This window comes from Shewanella marinintestina (assembly GCF_023283845.1).
Lineage (GTDB): Bacteria > Pseudomonadota > Gammaproteobacteria > Enterobacterales > Shewanellaceae > Shewanella > Shewanella marinintestina.
In genome coordinates this window covers 22,706-41,772 of the sequence record NZ_JAKILC010000028.1, presented here as the reverse complement: position 1 = coordinate 41,772, position 19,067 = coordinate 22,706, and the positions used below count along the sequence as shown (strand labels likewise).

Genomic DNA, 19,067 nt, shown 5'->3' with positions numbered 1-19,067 from the left:
AGTCATTAATGTCACCGTGACCCCGGTGGTGGATATCCTAACCGATACCCTTAATGTCACCGAAGACACCCCGCTTGAGTTTGATGTGTTAGATAATGACAGCTTTGAAAACGCGGATGCGACCATCACCGCTGTCACTAACGGCGCCCACGGCACCGTGACCATCGGTCAAGATGGCAAGCTCACCTATACGCCAAGTGCCGATTACCATGGCGCAGACAGCTTCACTTACACCGTGACCGCAGGCGGCGTGACGGAAACCATCACCGTCACTGTCAACGTCAGCCCGGTGAATGATGCCCCAGAATTCCGCTCAGGAAGTGATGTTGCTGGCGATGATGCCAATGACGATAGTTACAATTTTGGCAGTATCAATGAAGGAGCAACTGCAGGAACAGTTGTAGGCACAGTGGTTGCAGATGATCCTGACAGTGGTGATAGGCTAACTTATAGTTTTGCGGGCGGCTCTCTCACCGATGGTGTATTTACGATTGATGCCGATTCTGGCGAGATAACGCTTAATAAAGAGATCGATGATGCAGATCTAGGCTCTTTTACTCTAAATGTTGTTGTAACTGATACTACTGGATTAACAGATACTGCAACTGTAGCAATTGAGCTGGCAAATGTTAATGAACCTCCGATTGCTACAGATGACTACTTTGGTGTTGGGCTTAATAGCTCCTATTACAGCTACAACGATAGTACTGATGGCGGCAACTTATCTTCTGTAGAACAGGTTAGAAATTTCATTAATAACAATGAAGCCAATGCAACCTTCTTTGCTACGACCCTAAATTATGCTTGGGGTAATGGAAACTTAGGTACAGGTAATAGTCTGCAACAATTCTTGGGTGATGACGCTACAAGCTTAAGCAATGATCCAGGAAATAGCTCTGATGCCATCTTACACATGGAAGGTTCTGTTCAATTAGATGCTGGAACCTACGGCTTAAAAGTAACTGCAGATGACGGTTATTCTGTAATGATTGATGGTGTTGTCGTAGCTGAAGTATCAAGAAACCAATCTTCTAGTACTCGAGTACCCGGCGATGACGGGCATATCTACTTTGATATCGATGAATCTGGCGCTCACTCAATAGAAGTTATTTATTGGGATCAAGGTGGTGCTTATCAACTAAATATCGAATTGGGCGAATTTGATAGTAATAATCAACAAATTGGTGATTACACTCCGCTTGGAGATCAGATAATTGCTAATGGTGTTGCCGTATTTGAGGATACGCCATTCACCTTCACCGCTGATTCAATTCTTGCCAATGATACCGATCCTGATGGTGATATACTGTCAATCATAGCTGTAGGCAATCCACAAAATGGTACGGTAGAGCTAGATGTTGAAGGCAATGTTGTATTTACACCCGACGCTGGTTTTACCGGCTCAGCTAGTTACGAATATACCGTCCAAGATGCTGATGGCCTGACTGATACGGCTACTGTTTATTTTGATGTCATGCCAACACGTGATTACGACTACATGGGCGGTACTGATGGTGACAATATTATTCAAGGTTCAGATGACCATGATATTATTGTTAGTGATACCAGTGGCTTACAAATTGTTCAAGGTGAAAATTATAATTTAGCCTTTATTCTCGATTCCTCTGGAAGTATGGGCGTAACTGCTGTTGATAATGCAAAAACACAATTAATCGAAGTATTTAAAGTGTTATTAGCGTCAGCATCCGGTCAGCACTCTGGTGTTGTAAATGTAGCCGTTATTGACTTCTCAGGTTCTGCAACTCTTAGCCTATCTTTCAACATAAAAGATCTTGATATAGCAGCTCTAGAAAACAATACAAGTGAGGCATGGAAAGCTATTACAAGTGGAGGAAGCACCAACTACATAGATGCTTTTAGCGCAACTAAAGATTGGTTTAATAGCAGCGATATATTAGCCAACCCAGGAAACAATGTTACCTACTTTATCACTGATGGAAAACATAATACTAACGGCAGTCCAAGCTCGGCATTTGATTTACTAAATGAAGTCTCAGAAGTCGAAGCTGTAGGGATAAAAAACTCTATTAAAGAAAATGATATCAAGGATTATGATAGTGACGGTAATGTTAGGTTTAAAGTTGATGTAAACGATTTAGCCGACATTATTTTAGGTAATGAAACCGCATTAGAGCCAGGGAATGACAAAGCGTTTGGCGATGCAGGCAATGACATTTTGTTCGGAGATCTCGTTCAGTTCACTGACGGTTCAACTACAGTTCAAGGTCTATCAGCACTTAAGGCTATTGTAGCGAAAGAAAGCAATGTCGATGAGAACAGTCTCTCAATGCAAGATATCCATCAGTTCATTTCAGACAACCCTTCTGTTTTTGATACCGCAACCGACGCGGATGGCAATGACACACTCGAAGGTGGTGAAGGTAATGACATTCTGTTCGGTCAAGGAGGTAATGACATACTAATTGGCGGAATGGGAGAAGACACCTTAATCGGTGGCCTAGGCGATGACACACTAACTGGTGGCACTGGAGCCGATACATTTATTTGGACTAAAAATTCAGTAGATAGCAACGACGACATAACAGATACCATTACAGATTTCGATCTTGCTGAAGATAAGCTTGATTTAAGTGACATCCTGCAAGGTGACTCGATAAGTGATTTAGCGCCTTTAATCAGCTTTAGTGTTAATGGCGGCTCTACCACAATCAATATTGATACCAATCAAGATGGTAACTTTGATCAACACATCACTCTAGATGGCATCAACTTAGAAACTGAATACGGTGGCTCTGAATCCGAAATAATATCTGGTTTATTAGGCAACAATGGCGACGGTCCACTTATTGTTGGTACTTCAACAGGTGATCCTGTTACCCAATCGGTCAATGGACCAGATCCACTGGACGATCCATTTAGTCCCGTTGGTTTTGATCATATACCTTAAACGAAAGAAGCAAATAATGGCCTGTGGCAAAACAGGCCGCTATGACCGATACTTCAATAATAATAGATAATAAAATCTTAAGGATAAGTACCTAAAGTGTCTGCTTCTGATCCTAATAGCACAGAGCAGTGGACGATTTCGGCCTCACAACGAGTCATTGTCGATCCTCTGTTAGACAGCTTAGTTCTGCTCACCGAGCATTTCGGTAGCCCCTGTTCCAGTGACTCATTGGCTGCAGGCCTGCCAATGCAAGGTAACGTATTAACGCCTGAGCTATTACCGCAGGCAGCAAATAGAGCTGGACTTGCAGCCAAGTTATCTCGCAAAGGTTTAGACGAAATATCGGCGATTATGTTGCCGTGTATTTTGCTACTTAAAGATAAGAAAGCCTGTTTACTTCGCGAACTTGATATAGAAAAAGACCGTGCTGTTATCCAATTACCAGAAACGGGTGGCAAAGAAACCCTATCCATTGAAGATCTAGAAGCACTGTATGTCGGCTATCTATTTTTAGTTAAGCAAGAATACCGCGGAGACATGGGCCTAGATGTTCATCTGCATGACAGTAAAGTTCACTGGTTATGGCAAACCGTAAAAGACTCTGCACCAATTTATCGAGACGCACTTATCGCGTCAGTGCTAGTTAACTTATTTGCTTTAGTATCACCACTATTTATCATGAATGTGTACGATAAAGTGGTTCCCAACCTAGCATTTGACTCATTATGGGTATTGGCGATTGGTGCTGGTATCGCTTACATCTTTGACTTAATTATGCGCCAATTGAGAAGCTACTTAATTGATGTGGCAGGCAAAAAAGTCGACATCATAGTCTCTTCTCGACTATTCGCAAAAGCAATTGGTATCCCTTTAGAAAAACGCTCGCCTAGCGTTGGTGGTATGGCTAAGCAGCTTGGCGAGTTTGACAGTATTCGCGACATACTAACTTCGGCGACCATAACTACTCTAGTTGACTTACCCTTTGCGTTATTCTTCCTGACCATCATCTATATCGTTGCAGGTGATCTCGCAATTATTCCGCTATTAGGTAGCATAATTATTATTACTTACACATTGATTATGCAGCCAAAGCTTAAGGCTGCCATTGATGAAAGTAATAAGTTTTCAGGACTTAAACACGGCCATCTTATTGAATCATTAGCTTCAATTGAGTCAATTAAATCTAGTGGAGCTGAAGGACTCGTACAAAAAAGCTGGCAGCAGATGATAGGCCACACTGCAAATTGGCAGCTTAAATGTAAAAAAATCACAACATCGGTGACTAATGTGGCCACTTTTGTGGTGCAAACTTCAGTGATTTTTGTTGTAATTTTAGGCGTCTACCGTGTATCGGAAAATGAAATTTCTATGGGTGGAATTATCGCAGCGGTGATCTTATCTAGCCGTGCGATTTCACCGATGGCACAGCTAGCAGGCTTAATGACTCGCGGGAACCAAACCGCGAGTGCACTACGACAACTTGATGAATTAATGACTCAAGAAGATGAGTTTGAAAACAAAGGCCACTTAGTCAGTCGCCAGCGCCTTTTAGGCCAAATTAGTGCGCATCATGTAGGTTTTAGTTATCCCGGTTCTGAGCGTCCAATTCTGCATCCATTATCGATGAATATTGATCCCGGAGAGCGAATAGCAATTATTGGACGCAATGGTTCAGGTAAAAGCACACTAGCAAAACTTCTCGTTGGGTTGTTTCAACCTACTAAAGGTAGCCTGACTTATGACGGCCTAGATTCTGCACAGATCCACCCAAGCGATCTAAGGCGGAACTTTGGTTATTTGCCGCAAGATATCACCCTATTCCACGGCACAATCCGTGACAATATTCTATTTGGGACCCGCCAAGTTACCGAACACCAGCTCATTAGGGCTGTTCAATTGTCTGGCGTTAATCTGTTTACCAATTTAGAAACCGAAGGTCTAGATCAACAAGTTGGTGAGGGTGGTCGTGAGCTATCTCGTGGTCAACGACAAACGATTGCCCTTGCTCGCGCGACACTAAATGACCCTCCGGTTTTATTAATGGATGAACCAACGGCAAGTTTAGATGCTCGTGCAGAAAAGCAATTTATCAATGCGATGCACAACGTCAGCAAGGATAGAACTTTGCTGCTTATTACTCACAAGATGCATCTTCTTAATCTAGTTGACCGAATTATTGTGCTCGATAGAGGCCATATTGTGGCTGACGGCCCTAAAGCTGAAGTGCTTAAAAAGCTCAATGATGGCTTATTAGCTGGAGCGGCGAAAAAATGAGTAAACATCTAACAACCCATGACTTAGAAATGGTCGATGACGTTTATGGCGCGATGATGACCGATGCACCAGCTAGTCATAGGTTAACGATTTGGGCATTAGCAGCTTTAGCCATTACCTTTGTTCTTTGGGCTTACTTTGCAGAACTCGATCAAGTAACAACCGGAATGGGAAAAGTCATCCCCTCCTCTCAAGTGCAAGTCATTCAAAGTTTGGATGGTGGTATTTTACAAGATATGTATGTGCAAGAGGGTTTGATTGTCACTAAAGGTCAGCCATTAGCTCGAATTGACGCTACACGATTTCAGTCTGACTTTGCTCAACAAGAGCAAGAGGTTAATAGCTTGCTTGCCAATGTTATTCGACTGCAAACCGAACTCAATAGCATCACGATTTCTGGCATCAGTAATGATTGGCGAGAACAGGTAAAAATCTCTCCTCAGACACTAATCTTTCCGGCAAGTCTTGAAGACAGCGAGCCAGAGCTAACTCGACGTCAACGTGAAGAATACGTTGGTAGACTCGACAACCTTAGTAATCAGCTTGAAATCCAAGCTAGGCAGATCCAACAGCGAAATCAAGAGATCCAAGAACTCGCGTCTAAGATTAAAACCTTAACAACTAGCTTTCAACTGGTTTCAAGAGAACTTGAACTTACTCGCCCGTTAGCACAAAAAGGTATTGTTCCTGAGGTTGAATTATTAAAACTACAGCGCGTAGTTAACGACATTCAAGGAGAGTTAGCCTCACTTCGCTTGCTCCGCCCTAAAGTCAAATCAACCATGGATGAAGCCATTTTAAAACGTCGTGAATCAGTATTAATTTATGCAGCCGATAGCCGAGCCCAGCTCAATGAAATGCAAACCAAGCTATCACGCATGAACGAAGCTCAAGTAGGCGCACAAGATAAAGTAAGCAAGGCGGAAATTGTCTCACCAGTTAACGGAACGGTTAAAACAGTTCATATTAATACCCTAGGCGGTGTAGTCCAGCCGGGGGTGGATATAATTGAAATTGTTCCTTCAGAAGACAAATTATTGATTGAAACAAAAATCATTCCTAAGGATATCGCCTTCTTACACCCAGGATTACCAGCTGTAGTAAAAGTTACCGCCTATGACTTCACTCGCTATGGAGGTCTTAATGGCACGGTCGAGCATATCAGTGCCGATACTAGCCAAGATGAAGAAGGTAACAGTTTTTATATCGTAAAAGTTAGAACTGAATTTTCTAGCTTAACCAAGGACGACGGCACTGAAATGCCAATCATACCAGGGATGTTAACCTCCGTTGATGTGATTACAGGGCAAAGATCCGTTTTAGAGTACATACTTAATCCAATATTACGGGCAAAAGACACAGCGCTCAGAGAGCGCTAGGCCCGAAAACGACCAGGAGGGGTAAACATGGGTAGTAGCAAAATACGGCAGCTCAAACGAAGTGCACTAGCACTGACTGTTGGTGCACTGATGATGCCGGCATCTGCTTATAGCCAAACACTAGAGCAAGCCGTTGCACATACTTTGGATACTAATCCAGAAATTAGAATTGCATTTAACCGCTTCAAAGCACGTGAAGAGCAAGTCAACCAAGCAGTTGCAGGCTATATGCCAACGGTTGATATTAGTGCGGGTTATGGTTGGGAACAAACCAATAGCCCCTCCACTCGCCGCCGTGTCGTCAACGGTGTTGGCCAAGGTGAAGTCGACGATGATGGTGTAATCGAGCTTGAACGTGGTGAAGCTGGGTTTAGTATTAAACAAATGTTATTTGACGGCTTCTATACCAGCAGTGAAGTGGATAGATATAGCTTTGAAGCCAGTGCAGAGCAGTGGGCACTATTTGCCGCAGCTGAAGATATGGCCTTAGATGTCGTCAATGTGTATATCAACTACATCCGTAGTGAACAAGTACTCACGTTGGCGGAAAAGAACCTTGAAAGCCATAAAGATATCTATGAGCAAATCAAACAGCGGACAGATTCAGGTTTAGGATCTACTGCAGATTTATCGCAAATAACAGGTCGTTTAGCACGGGCCAATGCAAACGTTATTTCAGCACGTAACAATTTTTATGATGCTAAATCGCAGTTTGTCCGCATAGTAGAACAACAACCTGAAGATATGATTGTGCCAGTTCCTGATGCCGATATGCTGCCAGCTGATCTTGGGACCAGCATTATTATGGCTCAAGAGAATCATCCTATCCTCAAGTCAGCAGCAAGTGATATCAATGCTGCGAAAAATGAAAGAGATTCCGCTCAATCAAATTATTACCCTAAAGTTACCTTAGAGCTTGATGGTAACTGGAATAATAATCTTGATGGTGAAGATGGAATTTCTGGTAGTGGAACATTTCAACGTGATGTAGGCGGTCATAATAATGACCTCGTCGCTATGGTGCGAATGAAGTACAACTTATTTGCCGGTGGCCGCGATCTCGCCCGAGAAAAGGAAGCTGCTTACAAAGTTGGCGAAGCCAAAGAGATCCGTCAAAGAGCACATAGACAAGTAGTCGAAGGTGCAAATTTAGCTTGGAATGCTTACGAGCTACTTACGCCACAAAAAATGTATATCCGTGATCATGTTATTGCAGCAAAAGACACTCAAGTTGCCTATAGCCAGCAATTTAACTTAGGCCAACGTACATTACTGGATTTACTTGATACTGAAAATGAGCTGTTTGAAGCCAGAAAAGATTATTTAGAATCTGAATATGATGAAATTATTGCTCAATACAGAGTACTCAATGCAACAGGGCAATTACTTAATTCATTACGCGTAACCAGACCTGACGTTTGGCAAGGCGAAAGAGACTATGAAGGAGGAGTCCCACAATGAAAATCTTATTAATTCTATTAGGTATCATCACATTGGGTGGCTGCTCAATGCGTGACATAGCCACAATGGATGAACCTACGGTACAAGTTAATGATCTTAGCGATATCGATCATGACGGTGTTATCGTTGCTAGAGAGCGTTGTAATGAAACAGCTTTAGGTGCAACTATCGACAATTATGGCTGTGGTAAAATTAAACCGATTAATGAGCGTCAAGAGCTTAAAATTCTGTTCGCGAATGACTCTTACTATATCGACCCTATGTATTACTCTCAGGTAGAGGTCATTGCTGTATTTATGAAAGAGTTCCCAAATACAGATGCCGTGATTGAAGGACATTGTAGTAAAACGGGTAGCCATGAGCATAATCAGGTTTTATCGCAAAACCGTGCTAATGCCGTCAGTTCTTTACTATCAGAGCGTTTTGGTATTGATTCAAATAGGCTCAGTGCTATAGGTTATAGCTTCGATCGCCCAATTGACCCGACTCATACCGCTGCAGCTCACAAGGTAAACCGTAGGGTGATTGCAGAATTAACCGGAGACGATACCACTGCTGATATGAAGTGGCACATCTATACGGTAGACGAAGAAGTTAAATAGGAGTTTTAATAGAGCATCATGGTTGGCAGGCTTTATCCATTAAAAAAATTAAAAAAAGTCTGCCAATTCAAATTGACGGTGTTAACTCTGTCTGTCTTTTGTCTTTATGCTGCTCCGGTAAAAAAACTCGATTCAGCCCTAATAACCCAAACAATTGAGTCACAGTATGGTGAACGTGCGGGTAAAAGAATTAGGGCTTGGTTTAAAATTTTAGATGAAGCGAAGGATTTGCAAGATAGCGATAAAATTCTAATGGTTAATAATTTTTTTAACCTATTTCATTTTGTCGACGATATAAAACTTTGGGGAAATAAAAATTACTGGGCAACGCCCATGGAGTTTATAGGCGTTAGTGGTGGCGACTGCGAAGACTTTTCAATTGCCAAATACTTTACCCTACTCCAGCTTGGCGTTTCAGAAGACAAGTTAAGAATTACTATGGTTAAAGCAACCAGTGTAAATCAATACCATATGGTACTTGCCTATTATGAAACACCAGCCTCTATCCCTCTAGTTTTAGATAATCTTGATAAACAAATAAAGCCCGCGACTCAAAGAACCGATCTGTTGCCTGTTTATAGCTTTAACGGTCGACAATTGTGGTTAAACAAAGAAAAAGGACGCGGTGTGTTAGCAGGCTCCTCGTCTAAATTAGCGAAATGGAATGACCTAAAAGATCGCTTGGGTGTAGAGCGACTTAATCAACCCAAGATAAAACTGGAGTAGTTAACAAGATGACACTGTTTCGACAGATATACACACTACTGTTTGCGCTATTTTTACTGGTGGTTGCAAGTTTGGGTTATGTTCAGTTTACTGAAACTCAAAACTTCCTCACAAAGCAGATGGAGTCTGATCTCAATAATACCAGTCACTCTTTAGGGATTATGCTGGTTCCTGATCTCGAAGCCGGAGACATTGTTGGCGCCGAAACCCTGATAAATGTCATTTTTGAAGGTGGCTATTATCAACAAGTAAAGCTCACCTGGCTCGTCGATGGCAAGCAGCAGGTTTGGCAAAATCCTGTAACTATTGAAGGTGTACCACAATGGTTTATCGACCTAGGTTTATTTAAAACCATCAAACGCGAAAGCACTATCACCTCTGGCTGGATCCAATTAGCACGTCTTGAAATCACCGCTCATCCAGGGTTTGGTTACCACGAGTTGTGGCGCACAATGACTAACGCGATTACCGTATTTTCAATTCTATTTCTTATCGCCATTATCTTTGCTCGCTTAGGCTTAACATGGATATTAAAACCTTTGCACGAAATAGCCGAGCACGCCAAAGAAGTTGCTAATCGAAAGTTTGGCCCAGACATGAAAGTGCCAAAAACTGTTGAGTTAAAATCAGTTGTTCTTGCTTTCAATAGCATGTCAGATCAGCTTAAGCAGATATTTAACTCTCTCGATGAAGAGGTCGGTGAATTAAGAAAGAAAAACTTAGTCGACCAAGTGTCTGGCCTGCCTAATCGCCAATATATGATGGGGCATTTAAACAGTTGGTTAAGCGAACCTAAAAGCGGTGCGCTTATGATGGCTAAGTTTGATTGGCTTGAAGAGGTTCATAGCAAATATGGTTATCAAGTGCGCGACGAAACCATAAAATTACTCGCAGATAAAATGCAACAACATTTAGATGGGGTAACAACATCTGTTATCGCAAGGATCTCAGCTTATGAATTTGCTTTTCTTGTCACTAATTCAGAACATGAGCAAACAAGTAAGTATCTGCAAACACTGATCCGTACTATCAATCAAGAAGTATCAAAAGCTGGCTGTAAGCCCAATGAGCACTTTGCTATCGGTATTGCCGAACGCACAGGGCAAATGTCGGTGACCGATATTCTCGCGCAAGCTGACAACGCTCTGCAGAAATCTATTCAAGATAATAATGTTTTCCACTGGTTTGAAAGCAATGAAAAACAATTGTTCACCAGAGAGCAATGGCGTGAACATTTAAGTACTGCAATAACTGACGGTGAGTTTAAATTTAAGTGGCAACCGATATTGCTTAACGGAGCTAACTCTATTTTACAAAGAGAGCTTTATTGTCAGTTATCTATTCACGGAAAAATGGTACAAGCAGGCCAGTTCATGCCATATGTCGAGTTGCTTTCACTGGGAACATTGCTAGATAAATGCCTCATTGAAAGTATTCATAACAAAAAGCTCCTCGAAAGAAACTTTGAGCCTATCGCTGTGAATTTGACCTTCCAAAGTATGGGCGATCCAGAATTCCACCAATGGTTAAACAAATTCTTGCGCTCATCACCGCTAAGAGAACGGATCTGTTTCGATATCCCTGAAGCGGCAGTTTATAGCGCACCAGAGTCCTGTGAGGCGCTCTGTGCTGTCATTAGAGACAACGGCTCCCACTTTGGTATCGACCATTTCGGTCGTCAGTTTGGTTCTATGTCGTATTTACAAAACCTACGCCCAAGCTACGTTAAACTTGATCAATCTTTCGCTTATTATGACGAAAGTGAGCACAGTAGCGAGCTTTGTCGAGCTCTAATAAATGTGGCTAAAGGCTTAGATATTGAAGTGATTGTGACGGGTATTGAAGAGAACGAGCAGCTAAAACGTTTTGTTCCATTAAAAACGAATGCCTATATGGGTTATATCTCACCGCCAACACCTGTGGAGTAACCGCAAACGGATAAAGGCCTCTCATTTCTCAAGAGGCTTTTTGAAAAGTATTCGCCATGGTTCCATAAAAAGAGAGGATTCGAATCCTTTGCCAGTTTTTAGATACAAAAAAGCGTTTCGATTACTCGAGAGGCTTCATGTAAAAGTGGTCGGCTATGGTTTCATAAAAGAGAGGATTCGAATCCTTTGCCGGTTTTTAAATACAAAAAAGCCTTTCGATTACTCGAAAGGCTTAATATTAAAGTGGTCGCATGACAAAAGAGTGAGGATTCAAGCTCTTTCCCAGCAAATATAAACGAAAAAAGCCTCTTGATTTCTCAAGAGGCTTTTCGAAAAGTGGTCGGCCATGGTTTCATAAAAAGAGAGGATTCGAATCCTTTGCCAATTTTTAGGTACAAAAAAGCCTCTAGATTTCTCTAGAGGCTTCATGTAAAAGTGGTCGGTGATAGAGGATTCGAACCTCTGACCCTCTGGTCCCAAACCAGATGCGCTACCGGGCTGCGCTAATCACCGAAAATCTTTTGTCTTACTTAACTTGCTAAATATCGAGTAAACTCGTTATTTATAAATGTGGTCGGTGATAGAGGATTCGAACCTCTGACCCTCTGGTCCCAAACCAGATGCGCTACCGGGCTGCGCTAATCACCGAAACAATTTAAAGCGTTAGGAAAATGGGGTGACTGATGGGGTTCGAACCCACGACAACCGGAATCACAATCCGGGACTCTACCAACTGAGCTACAATCACCACTGATATTTCCTACTAACAAGTCTCGTTTCCATTCTGGTGCACCCAGAAGGATTCGAACCCTCGGCCTCACCCTCCGGAGGGGTGCGCTCTATCCAGCTGAGCTATGGGTGCCTTGCCTTGTTAGCGGGGCATATATTAGGTCCAAATCGCCTCGCCGTCTACACTTGTTTTGCTTTTTTTACAGGTTTTATGTGCGTTCGCTCAAGATTTGAGTGATTTGTACATTATTTTGTCACTGCGCGTCAAAATAATGACTTGGATGGCACCTGTTTTCGTGTTATCAATAAGGATTAGTCCAAATCCTAATCAAATTAGAATAATAGCGATTGGCGGAACGGCATGTTTAGGGAAGAACCAACTCAGTCAAAATCAACACTGAGGCTACACAAAAGGATTTCTCGCTTAAAAGCGTTAGCGCTGAAATATAAACGAGCAGAAATTACTCAGAATGCTCTGTTAGATATTTCTAACTTTGCAGCAAGTGTAACCACGCCTCAAGAATTCTATTCATCATTGCATCAATCCATCAATGAACTGATCCCGGCTGACAATTTTTTTATCGCTACGCTCAACTCTACTAACGGTAAAATCGAAGTCCCTTTTTTTCTAGATGAAAAAGATTCTCACCCTAACGACTTTTATCCCGACGAAGACTTATCTGACACCTTATATAGTGGTCTAACCGGTTATGTGCTCAAGACAGAGCAGGCGCTGATCTGTAACGATGACACCTATCGTGAGCTAGTTGCATCTAAAGCGATTACGCTGAGAGGAAGTAGTTGCCATCAGTGGATTGGTACCCCTATCAAAAATGCTGATGCCACAATCGGTGTATTGGTGGTGCAAAGCTATAGCCCTAACATTGTCTATACTGAAGTTGAAATAGAGCTAATGAACTTTATTAGCCACCATATAGCAGGCGTTATCCAGCGTCTTGAAAATCAAGAACAGTTAGAGCATGCAATTGACACCCGCACTAAAGAGCTAAGTATTGCCTACAATAAACTTAAGCAAGAGGTCTACGAACGACGTCGCGCAGAGCGTTTGCAGAAATCCCTATTCGAAATAGCAGACTTAGCTAATGCCAATATCGACAGCCAGCAATTTTACACTGAGATTCATCGCGTCATTAGCCACTTGTTACCCGTTAATAACTGTTTTATTTCATTGTTAGATGAGCAAAAGAAAACGTTAACGTTCCCTTATTTCGTTTCTCAGTTTGACCAGCCTTCACCAAAGTCTCGCACACTAGGTGATGGCTTAACTGAATACATCCTTCTCAACCATAAACCAAGGTTACTTAATAAGCAGGATATTAACTCCCTTATCGACTCTGGCGAGCTTTATAGTATCAATCCAGAGCTTAATGATACCAAAGAGATCCATCAATGGATTGCTGTGCCGCTGTTTATCCACGGTAAGGTTTGTGGCGCATTGACTATTTACAGCTACAGCTTTAGCCAGAACTACCAAGAAAAAGACCTAGAGCTACTAACGTTTGTCTCGCAGCATATTGCTACCGCAATAGAAAAGAAACTCTCAGCAGAATCCCTTAAGCTTAGCTACGAGCAATTAGAAGATAAAGTTAATCAACGCACCCGAGCACTAGAAATTGTAAATAGTGATTTAGAGAAAGAAATTAACCAACGTAAACGCATTGAGCGCCAATTAGTTCATGATGCTAAGCATGATAATTTAACCGGCCTACCTAACCGTTCGATGTTTATGGAGCGACTCACTCAGGCAATTAAGCATGTACGCAGGCATACCCTAGAGCGATTTGCCGTACTCTTTATTGATATGGATAGGTTTAAGTTACTCAACGATACCTTAGGTCACTTAGAAGGTGACCGCTTTCTTATTGAAACCGCCAAACGACTAAATCTCTGTATTCGTAGTAATGACATGCTAGCTCGTTTAGGAGGGGATGAGTTTGTTATTTTGCTCGACTCAATTAGTGACTCTCAAGATGCTGAGGATGTTGCAGAAAGAGTATTAGCAGAGCTCTCACGCTCCTATCAATTGGTTAATCAGCAATTTAATTCCAGCGGTAGTATTGGGATTGCTATGAGCGGCCAAAGCCATTCTGATACTAGTGAGTCTATTTTACGAGATGCTGATACGGCCATGTATCAAGCAAAATCACAAGGCAAAGGCTGTTACGTAATATTTGACTATGCGGCTAACAAGCAGCAAATTACCGATATAAAACTCGAAAACGAGCTGAAAAACGCAATCAAAAATAAGCAGCTACAACTAAGCTACTTGCCTATTATGCAGCTCAACACCAGTGTGATAGTTGCATTTGAACCTAGGTTATTTTGGCACCATCCAACACTCGGAAAAATCAAGCAAGCACAGATCAATAATATTGCAGAGCATTGCAATATGGTGATTGAGTTGGATAACTACTTGCTAGATTTTGTTGATAGTCATTTCAGCTCTATGCAGAAAGAATATGGCAAGCAAGTACAGTTACAGGTTTCAGTATCAAGTCAGCACCTAAATCATAAATACGCAGTAAGAGCCCTTAAAAATAGGCTTAAACAGTGCCGGCTCGACAAGAGTAAGTTAACAGTGTTTTTTGATGAAAAAGCCTTTGTGCAAAATGCCAATAATCACATTAGTGCATTTGAGAGCCTAAAGCCTCTTAATATCAATCTTGGTATTGAAGCCTACGGTAGCGCACACAGTGCCATCAGTAGCTTAACTTTTTTACCAATTAACGCATTAAAACTGGATTCAAGCTACTGTGCTCATTTAGAAAACAGCCAACACCTTAAACTAGTTAAAGCTTACTTTAATGCTGCGCAAGCAATGGAGTTAACGGTATTTGCCGTTGGGGTAAACAACGATATGCAAAACCAAATACTTCAACAAGTCGGCTTTGAGTTTGGCCAAGGTATGTCATTAGGTAACGTGGTAGAAGTTACCACACAGGCTGACTTAAGCCTGAGCAACAACCAGGTATGCGCATAAGCCAGCACTATCAATAACCGATTAAAGAGCCAAGAACTTACGGTACGTTAGCTCTATGCGGGAGGTTATTTATTCTTAAACATATCTCTTAAATTAGCGATATTCGAACGCCCTGATTGCTGCATTTGCTCTGCAGTTTGCGCAGGTTTACGGTTTTCCCAAATCAGATCATCTTGAGGAAGTTCCATCAAGAAGCGGCTTGGTTCACAGCGAATCGTTTCACCAAATTGGCGACGCTCGCGACAAATAACAAACCACAACTCTTTTTGCGCACGAGTGATCCCCACATACGCTAAGCGACGCTCTTCATCGACATTATCTTCATCAATACTACTTTGATGTGGCAAGATCCTCTCTTCTGCTCCCACCATAAAGACGTACGGGAACTCCAAGCCTTTAGACGCATGTAAAGTCATCAATTGGACTTGATCGCCGCCCTCGTCTTCACTGTTACGCTCCATCATGTCGCGCAGCGTTAAACGAGTTACAACCTCAGGTAATGTCATCCCTTCATCAAGATCATCGCCTTGCAGCATTTCAGTAACCCAACGATACAGCTCTGAAATGTTTTTCATACGCATTTCTGCCGCTTTCGCGCTAGTACTGGTCTCATACAGGTAATCTTCGTAGTTAATTTTACGAATTAACTGCTTCACCGCATCAACAGGATCACCTCGTTCTGCCAAATCCCCTGTTTCAACGACAAAGCGGCCAAAATGATACAAGCTAGACATCGCAGCAGGCGGCAGCTCATGGTTCAAATCTGCTTCAAAGATCGCGGCAAACATAGAGATCTGCTTCTTGTTAGCAAAGTTGCCTAAGCGCTCAAGTGTTGCAGGACCAATACCACGCTTGGGTAAGTTAACAATGCGCAAAAAGGCATTATCGTCATCAGGGTTCACGATTAAGCGTAGGTAAGCCATGATGTCTTTAATTTCAGCGCGACCGAAGAAAGATGTGCCACCACTTAGCTTATAAGGAATACGGTTAGTCATTAGCGCACGTTCAAGCAAACGAGACTGATGGTTACCGCGGTATAGAATTGCGTAATCGCCAAAGGAAGTTTTACCCACAAACTTATGGCGGATCATTTCAGCTACTACTCGTTCGGCTTCTTGCTCTTCATTGGCAGCAATAAGCACTCTTATAGGCTCACCATAAGCGAGTTCACTGAATAGTGCCTTTTCATAAACGTGAGGGTTATTGGCAATCAAGATGTTTGCCGCCCTCAAGATACGCTGGCTAGAGCGATAATTCTGCTCTAGCTTAATCAATTTCAATCTAGGGAAATCTTTACCCAGTAACACTAAATTTTGCGGTTTTGCACCACGCCATGAGTAGATAGATTGGTCGTCATCACCTACCACAGTAAAGCGCGCACGCTCTCCCACCAGCAATTTAACCATTTCATATTGGCTAGTGTTGGTATCTTGATACTCATCCACCAGCATATATTGAATACGGGTTTGCCAGCGAGTTCTTACCTCTTCATTCTGTCTTAGCAATAAAGTCGGCAGTAGAATCAAGTCATCAAAATCAAGCGCATTATAGGCTTTCATATGCTGCGCATAGCGCTGGTACAATAGCGCAAACAACTGCTGCTGTTCATCTTTAGCAATTTTGCGCGCCTGCTCAGGAATAACCAGGTCGCCCTTCCAGTTTGAAATGGTCGTTGCTAGCAGCCTTAATAGATCTTTATCTTCATCAAGCTCATCTTGGGTAAGCTCTTTTAATAAAGCCAAGGTGTCTTGATCATCAAATAGCGAAAAACCCGCTTTTAAGCCAACCACCTTATGCTCACGCTTAATGATCTCAAGTCCTAAAGTATGGAAAGTTGAAATCCATAATCCACGTGCTTCTTTACGCCCCATAGACTGAGACACACGTTCTTTCATCTCGCGTGCCGCTTTATTGGTAAATGTTACAGCGGCAATATTACGTGCCTTATAGCCACATTTTTCCACCAGATACGCAATTTTATTAATAATTACTCTGGTCTTGCCACTACCTGCGCCAGCAAGTACTAAGCAAGGACCGCTAACATAGTGCACGGCATCATTTTGTCCGGGATTGAGCTTCATGGATACGTTAAAACCAAGATATTGAGGAAGGTGCTAAAACAGGAATGATAGCAGAAAGCCTTAACTAAGCGGAAAAGTTATCGACAATATCTCTTACTCAAAAATTTACAGCTATATTTATCCATAGTTCAATCATCTACTTAGCTACTATGTCCCGAAGTTTTTTCGTACAGCTACTTGCTAACATTTAATCCTAACACTAAACTAGTGAATGAACGTTCATTCACTTTTGAGTCTATTATGCGCAATAAACACGATCGCATTCTTCGTGCTGCAGAGAAAATTATCGCCGCTGGCGGAATACAAGGTTTATCAATGCAGCAGGTTGCCAAAGAGGCTGAAGTCGCAGCTGGCACTATTTACCGTTACTTTAAAGATAAAGATGAACTTGTCTTAGAGCTTAGAAAAGATGTCTTAGCTCATGTTGCTGCTTCGGTATTAGCCGATCATGACGTCGGTACACTTGAGCAAAGATTCAAAAGAATTTGGATGAAAATGCATGACTTTGGTAAACAAAGATCACCGACCAATTTAAGTTATGAGCAATACGCTCACCTACCTGAAAGTAATACCGAAGAGATCCGTGCGATCGAAATGAAGCTCTTCGAGCCATTACACCGGCTATTTGAACAAGGGCTAGAACAAAAACTGATTCAGCCTCTACATCCACGAGCGCTATATGCCATCTCGATGGAGCCAGCAATGGCAATGGCACGAGCAATGAGGCGTGGCCTCGTTGAATACGACCAAAAAGAAATCACACTTGCCTGCGATCTATGCTGGCGAGCCATTTTAATCCCAACTACACAGACCAACTAAAGGAGTTATCAGGACATGAAAAAATGGACCCTGGTGATGATTATCATTGCAGTACTGGCCTTTGGCTCAGTCATCGGTTTTAACCTATTCATCAAAGGAAAAATTGCCGATGCAATTGCCAACATGCCAGAAGCTGTTGCTCCGGTCACTGCAATTGATGTTATAGAAGCCAAATGGCAACCCACTATCAATGCTATTGGATTTGTAGAACCAAACCAAGGCGTCACTATCGCCAACGAGCTAGCAGGTGTAGTTTCAGCTATTCGCTTCGAAAATGGCAGCCCAGTTAACGATGGACAGATGCTTATTGAGCTAGACTCAAAAGTGGAAAAAGCCAACCTTAAGAGCAAGCAAGTACAATTACCGGCAGCGGAGGCTGACTACAAACGCCTGAGTAAGCTCTATAAGCAAAACTCTGTCTCTAAGCAAGATCTCGATAATAGCCAATCTAAGTACTTAGCTTTGATGGCTGACATTGAAAGCTTAAGTGCCACTATTGGTCGTCGTGAGATAAAAGCACCGTTTAAAGGCCTAGTTGGTATTCGTAATGTTAATTTAGGTGAGTACCTTCAAAGCGGCACAGATATCGTTCGCCTTGAAGATATCAGTACCATGAAGATCCGTTTCACTATTCCACAAACTCAGCTGTCTCGTATTGCTACCGGCCAAAAAGTGCACGTATATGTTGATGCTTATCCAACCGAACCGTTTGAAGGTGTTATTTCAGCGATTGAGCCTGCGGTATTTTACCAAAGTGGTTTAATCCAAGTACAAGCACAGATCCCTAATACCGATGCTAAATTACGTAGCGGTATGTTCGCCAAAGTAGACATTCAATTACCTGAGTTAACAGAGCAAGTCGTACTGCCGCAAACGGCAATCAGCTTTACCCTTTACGGTGACTCTGTTTACCTAATTGAAGAGAAAACCGAAAATGGCGAGCAAGTAAAACGCGTTAAACAAATCAACGTAACTGTACTTGAGCGTGATGAACTCAACGCCTTAGTCAGCGGTGATATTAAAGCGGGTGATAGCGTAGTGACCTCAGGACAAGTTCGCTTAAGTAATAACAGTAAAGTCAAAGTGACTGAGGATGATGCATTAACCCCTCCAGCCACATTGCCACAGCTGTAAGCGG

General features: G+C 42.3%; 11 protein-coding genes and 4 tRNA genes. 10 read left to right on the top strand and 5 right to left on the bottom strand.

The genetic code is table 11. From position 1 onward, the window contains the following. The 7 genes from L2747_RS20565 to L2747_RS20525 all read left to right on the top strand — a co-directional run. A partial coding sequence (locus L2747_RS20565) for an Ig-like domain-containing protein (protein ID WP_283107375.1) occupies positions 1–2,929 on the top strand: 2,929 nt, incomplete at its 5' end. Between the two features lie 96 nt (positions 2,930–3,025). Further along, positions 3,026–5,203: a type I secretion system permease/ATPase gene (locus L2747_RS20550; RefSeq protein ID WP_249000821.1), complete on the top strand. Its 2,178-nt coding sequence runs from the start codon at positions 3,026–3,028 to the stop codon at positions 5,201–5,203. Then, complete coding sequence (locus tag L2747_RS20545) at positions 5,200–6,582, top strand: HlyD family type I secretion periplasmic adaptor subunit (protein WP_249000820.1); 1,383 nt, start codon at positions 5,200–5,202, stop codon at positions 6,580–6,582. The genes L2747_RS20550 and L2747_RS20545 overlap by 4 nt, the downstream gene beginning before the upstream one ends. A gap of 27 nt (positions 6,583–6,609) precedes the next feature. After that, on the top strand, positions 6,610–8,043 hold the full coding sequence (locus L2747_RS20540) for a TolC family outer membrane protein (RefSeq protein WP_249000819.1): 1,434 nt from the start codon (positions 6,610–6,612) through the stop codon (positions 8,041–8,043). After that, a complete protein-coding gene (locus L2747_RS20535) occupies positions 8,040–8,645 on the top strand; it encodes an OmpA family protein (RefSeq protein ID WP_249000818.1) in 606 nt (201 codons plus the stop codon). Before L2747_RS20540 ends, L2747_RS20535 begins: the two co-directional genes overlap by 4 nt. Before the next feature lie 18 nt (positions 8,646–8,663). Beyond that, positions 8,664–9,371 carry a transglutaminase-like cysteine peptidase gene (locus L2747_RS20530; RefSeq protein ID WP_249000817.1) on the top strand — a complete coding sequence of 236 codons (708 nt, stop codon included), beginning with the start codon at positions 8,664–8,666 and terminating at the stop codon, positions 9,369–9,371. 8 nt (positions 9,372–9,379) lie between these two features. Next, positions 9,380–11,299, top strand: a complete 1,920-nt coding sequence (locus L2747_RS20525; protein WP_249000816.1) for a bifunctional diguanylate cyclase/phosphodiesterase — start codon at positions 9,380–9,382, stop codon at positions 11,297–11,299. Between the two features lie 436 nt (positions 11,300–11,735). On the opposite strand, the gene L2747_RS20520 is transcribed toward L2747_RS20525, so the two are convergent. From L2747_RS20520 to L2747_RS20505, 4 genes are all read right to left on the bottom strand, one after another. Further along, positions 11,736–11,812 (bottom strand) — tRNA-Pro (locus L2747_RS20520). A gap of 58 nt (positions 11,813–11,870) precedes the next feature. Further along, positions 11,871–11,947 (bottom strand) — tRNA-Pro (locus L2747_RS20515). A 24-nt stretch (positions 11,948–11,971) separates the two neighbouring features. Beyond that, positions 11,972–12,047 (bottom strand) — tRNA-His (locus L2747_RS20510). Between the two features lie 37 nt (positions 12,048–12,084). Beyond that, positions 12,085–12,161 (bottom strand) — tRNA-Arg (locus tag L2747_RS20505). Positions 12,162–12,389: 228 nt separating this feature from the next. On the opposite strand from L2747_RS20505, the gene L2747_RS20500 reads away from it, so the two are divergent. Beyond that, the gene (locus L2747_RS20500) at positions 12,390–15,029 is read left to right on the top strand and encodes a sensor domain-containing diguanylate cyclase (RefSeq protein ID WP_249000815.1); all 2,640 of its coding nucleotides are present in this window, start codon (positions 12,390–12,392) and stop codon (positions 15,027–15,029) included. 65 nt (positions 15,030–15,094) lie between these two features. Here L2747_RS20500 and rep read toward each other — a convergent pair whose 3' ends face one another. Continuing rightward, positions 15,095–17,110 carry a DNA helicase Rep gene (gene rep / locus L2747_RS20495; protein ID WP_249000814.1) on the bottom strand — a complete coding sequence of 672 codons (2,016 nt, stop codon included), beginning with the start codon at positions 17,108–17,110 and terminating at the stop codon, positions 15,095–15,097. Between the two features lie 240 nt (positions 17,111–17,350). On the opposite strand from rep, the gene L2747_RS20490 reads away from it, so the two are divergent. Beyond that, a complete protein-coding gene (locus L2747_RS20490; RefSeq protein ID WP_249000813.1) occupies positions 17,351–17,929 on the top strand; it encodes a TetR/AcrR family transcriptional regulator in 579 nt (192 codons plus the stop codon). A 15-nt stretch (positions 17,930–17,944) separates the two neighbouring features. Next, positions 17,945–19,063 (top strand): efflux RND transporter periplasmic adaptor subunit, encoded by a 1,119-nt coding sequence (locus tag L2747_RS20485; protein ID WP_249000812.1) that lies wholly within the window; start codon positions 17,945–17,947, stop codon positions 19,061–19,063. Positions 19,064–19,067 lie beyond the last annotated feature (4 nt).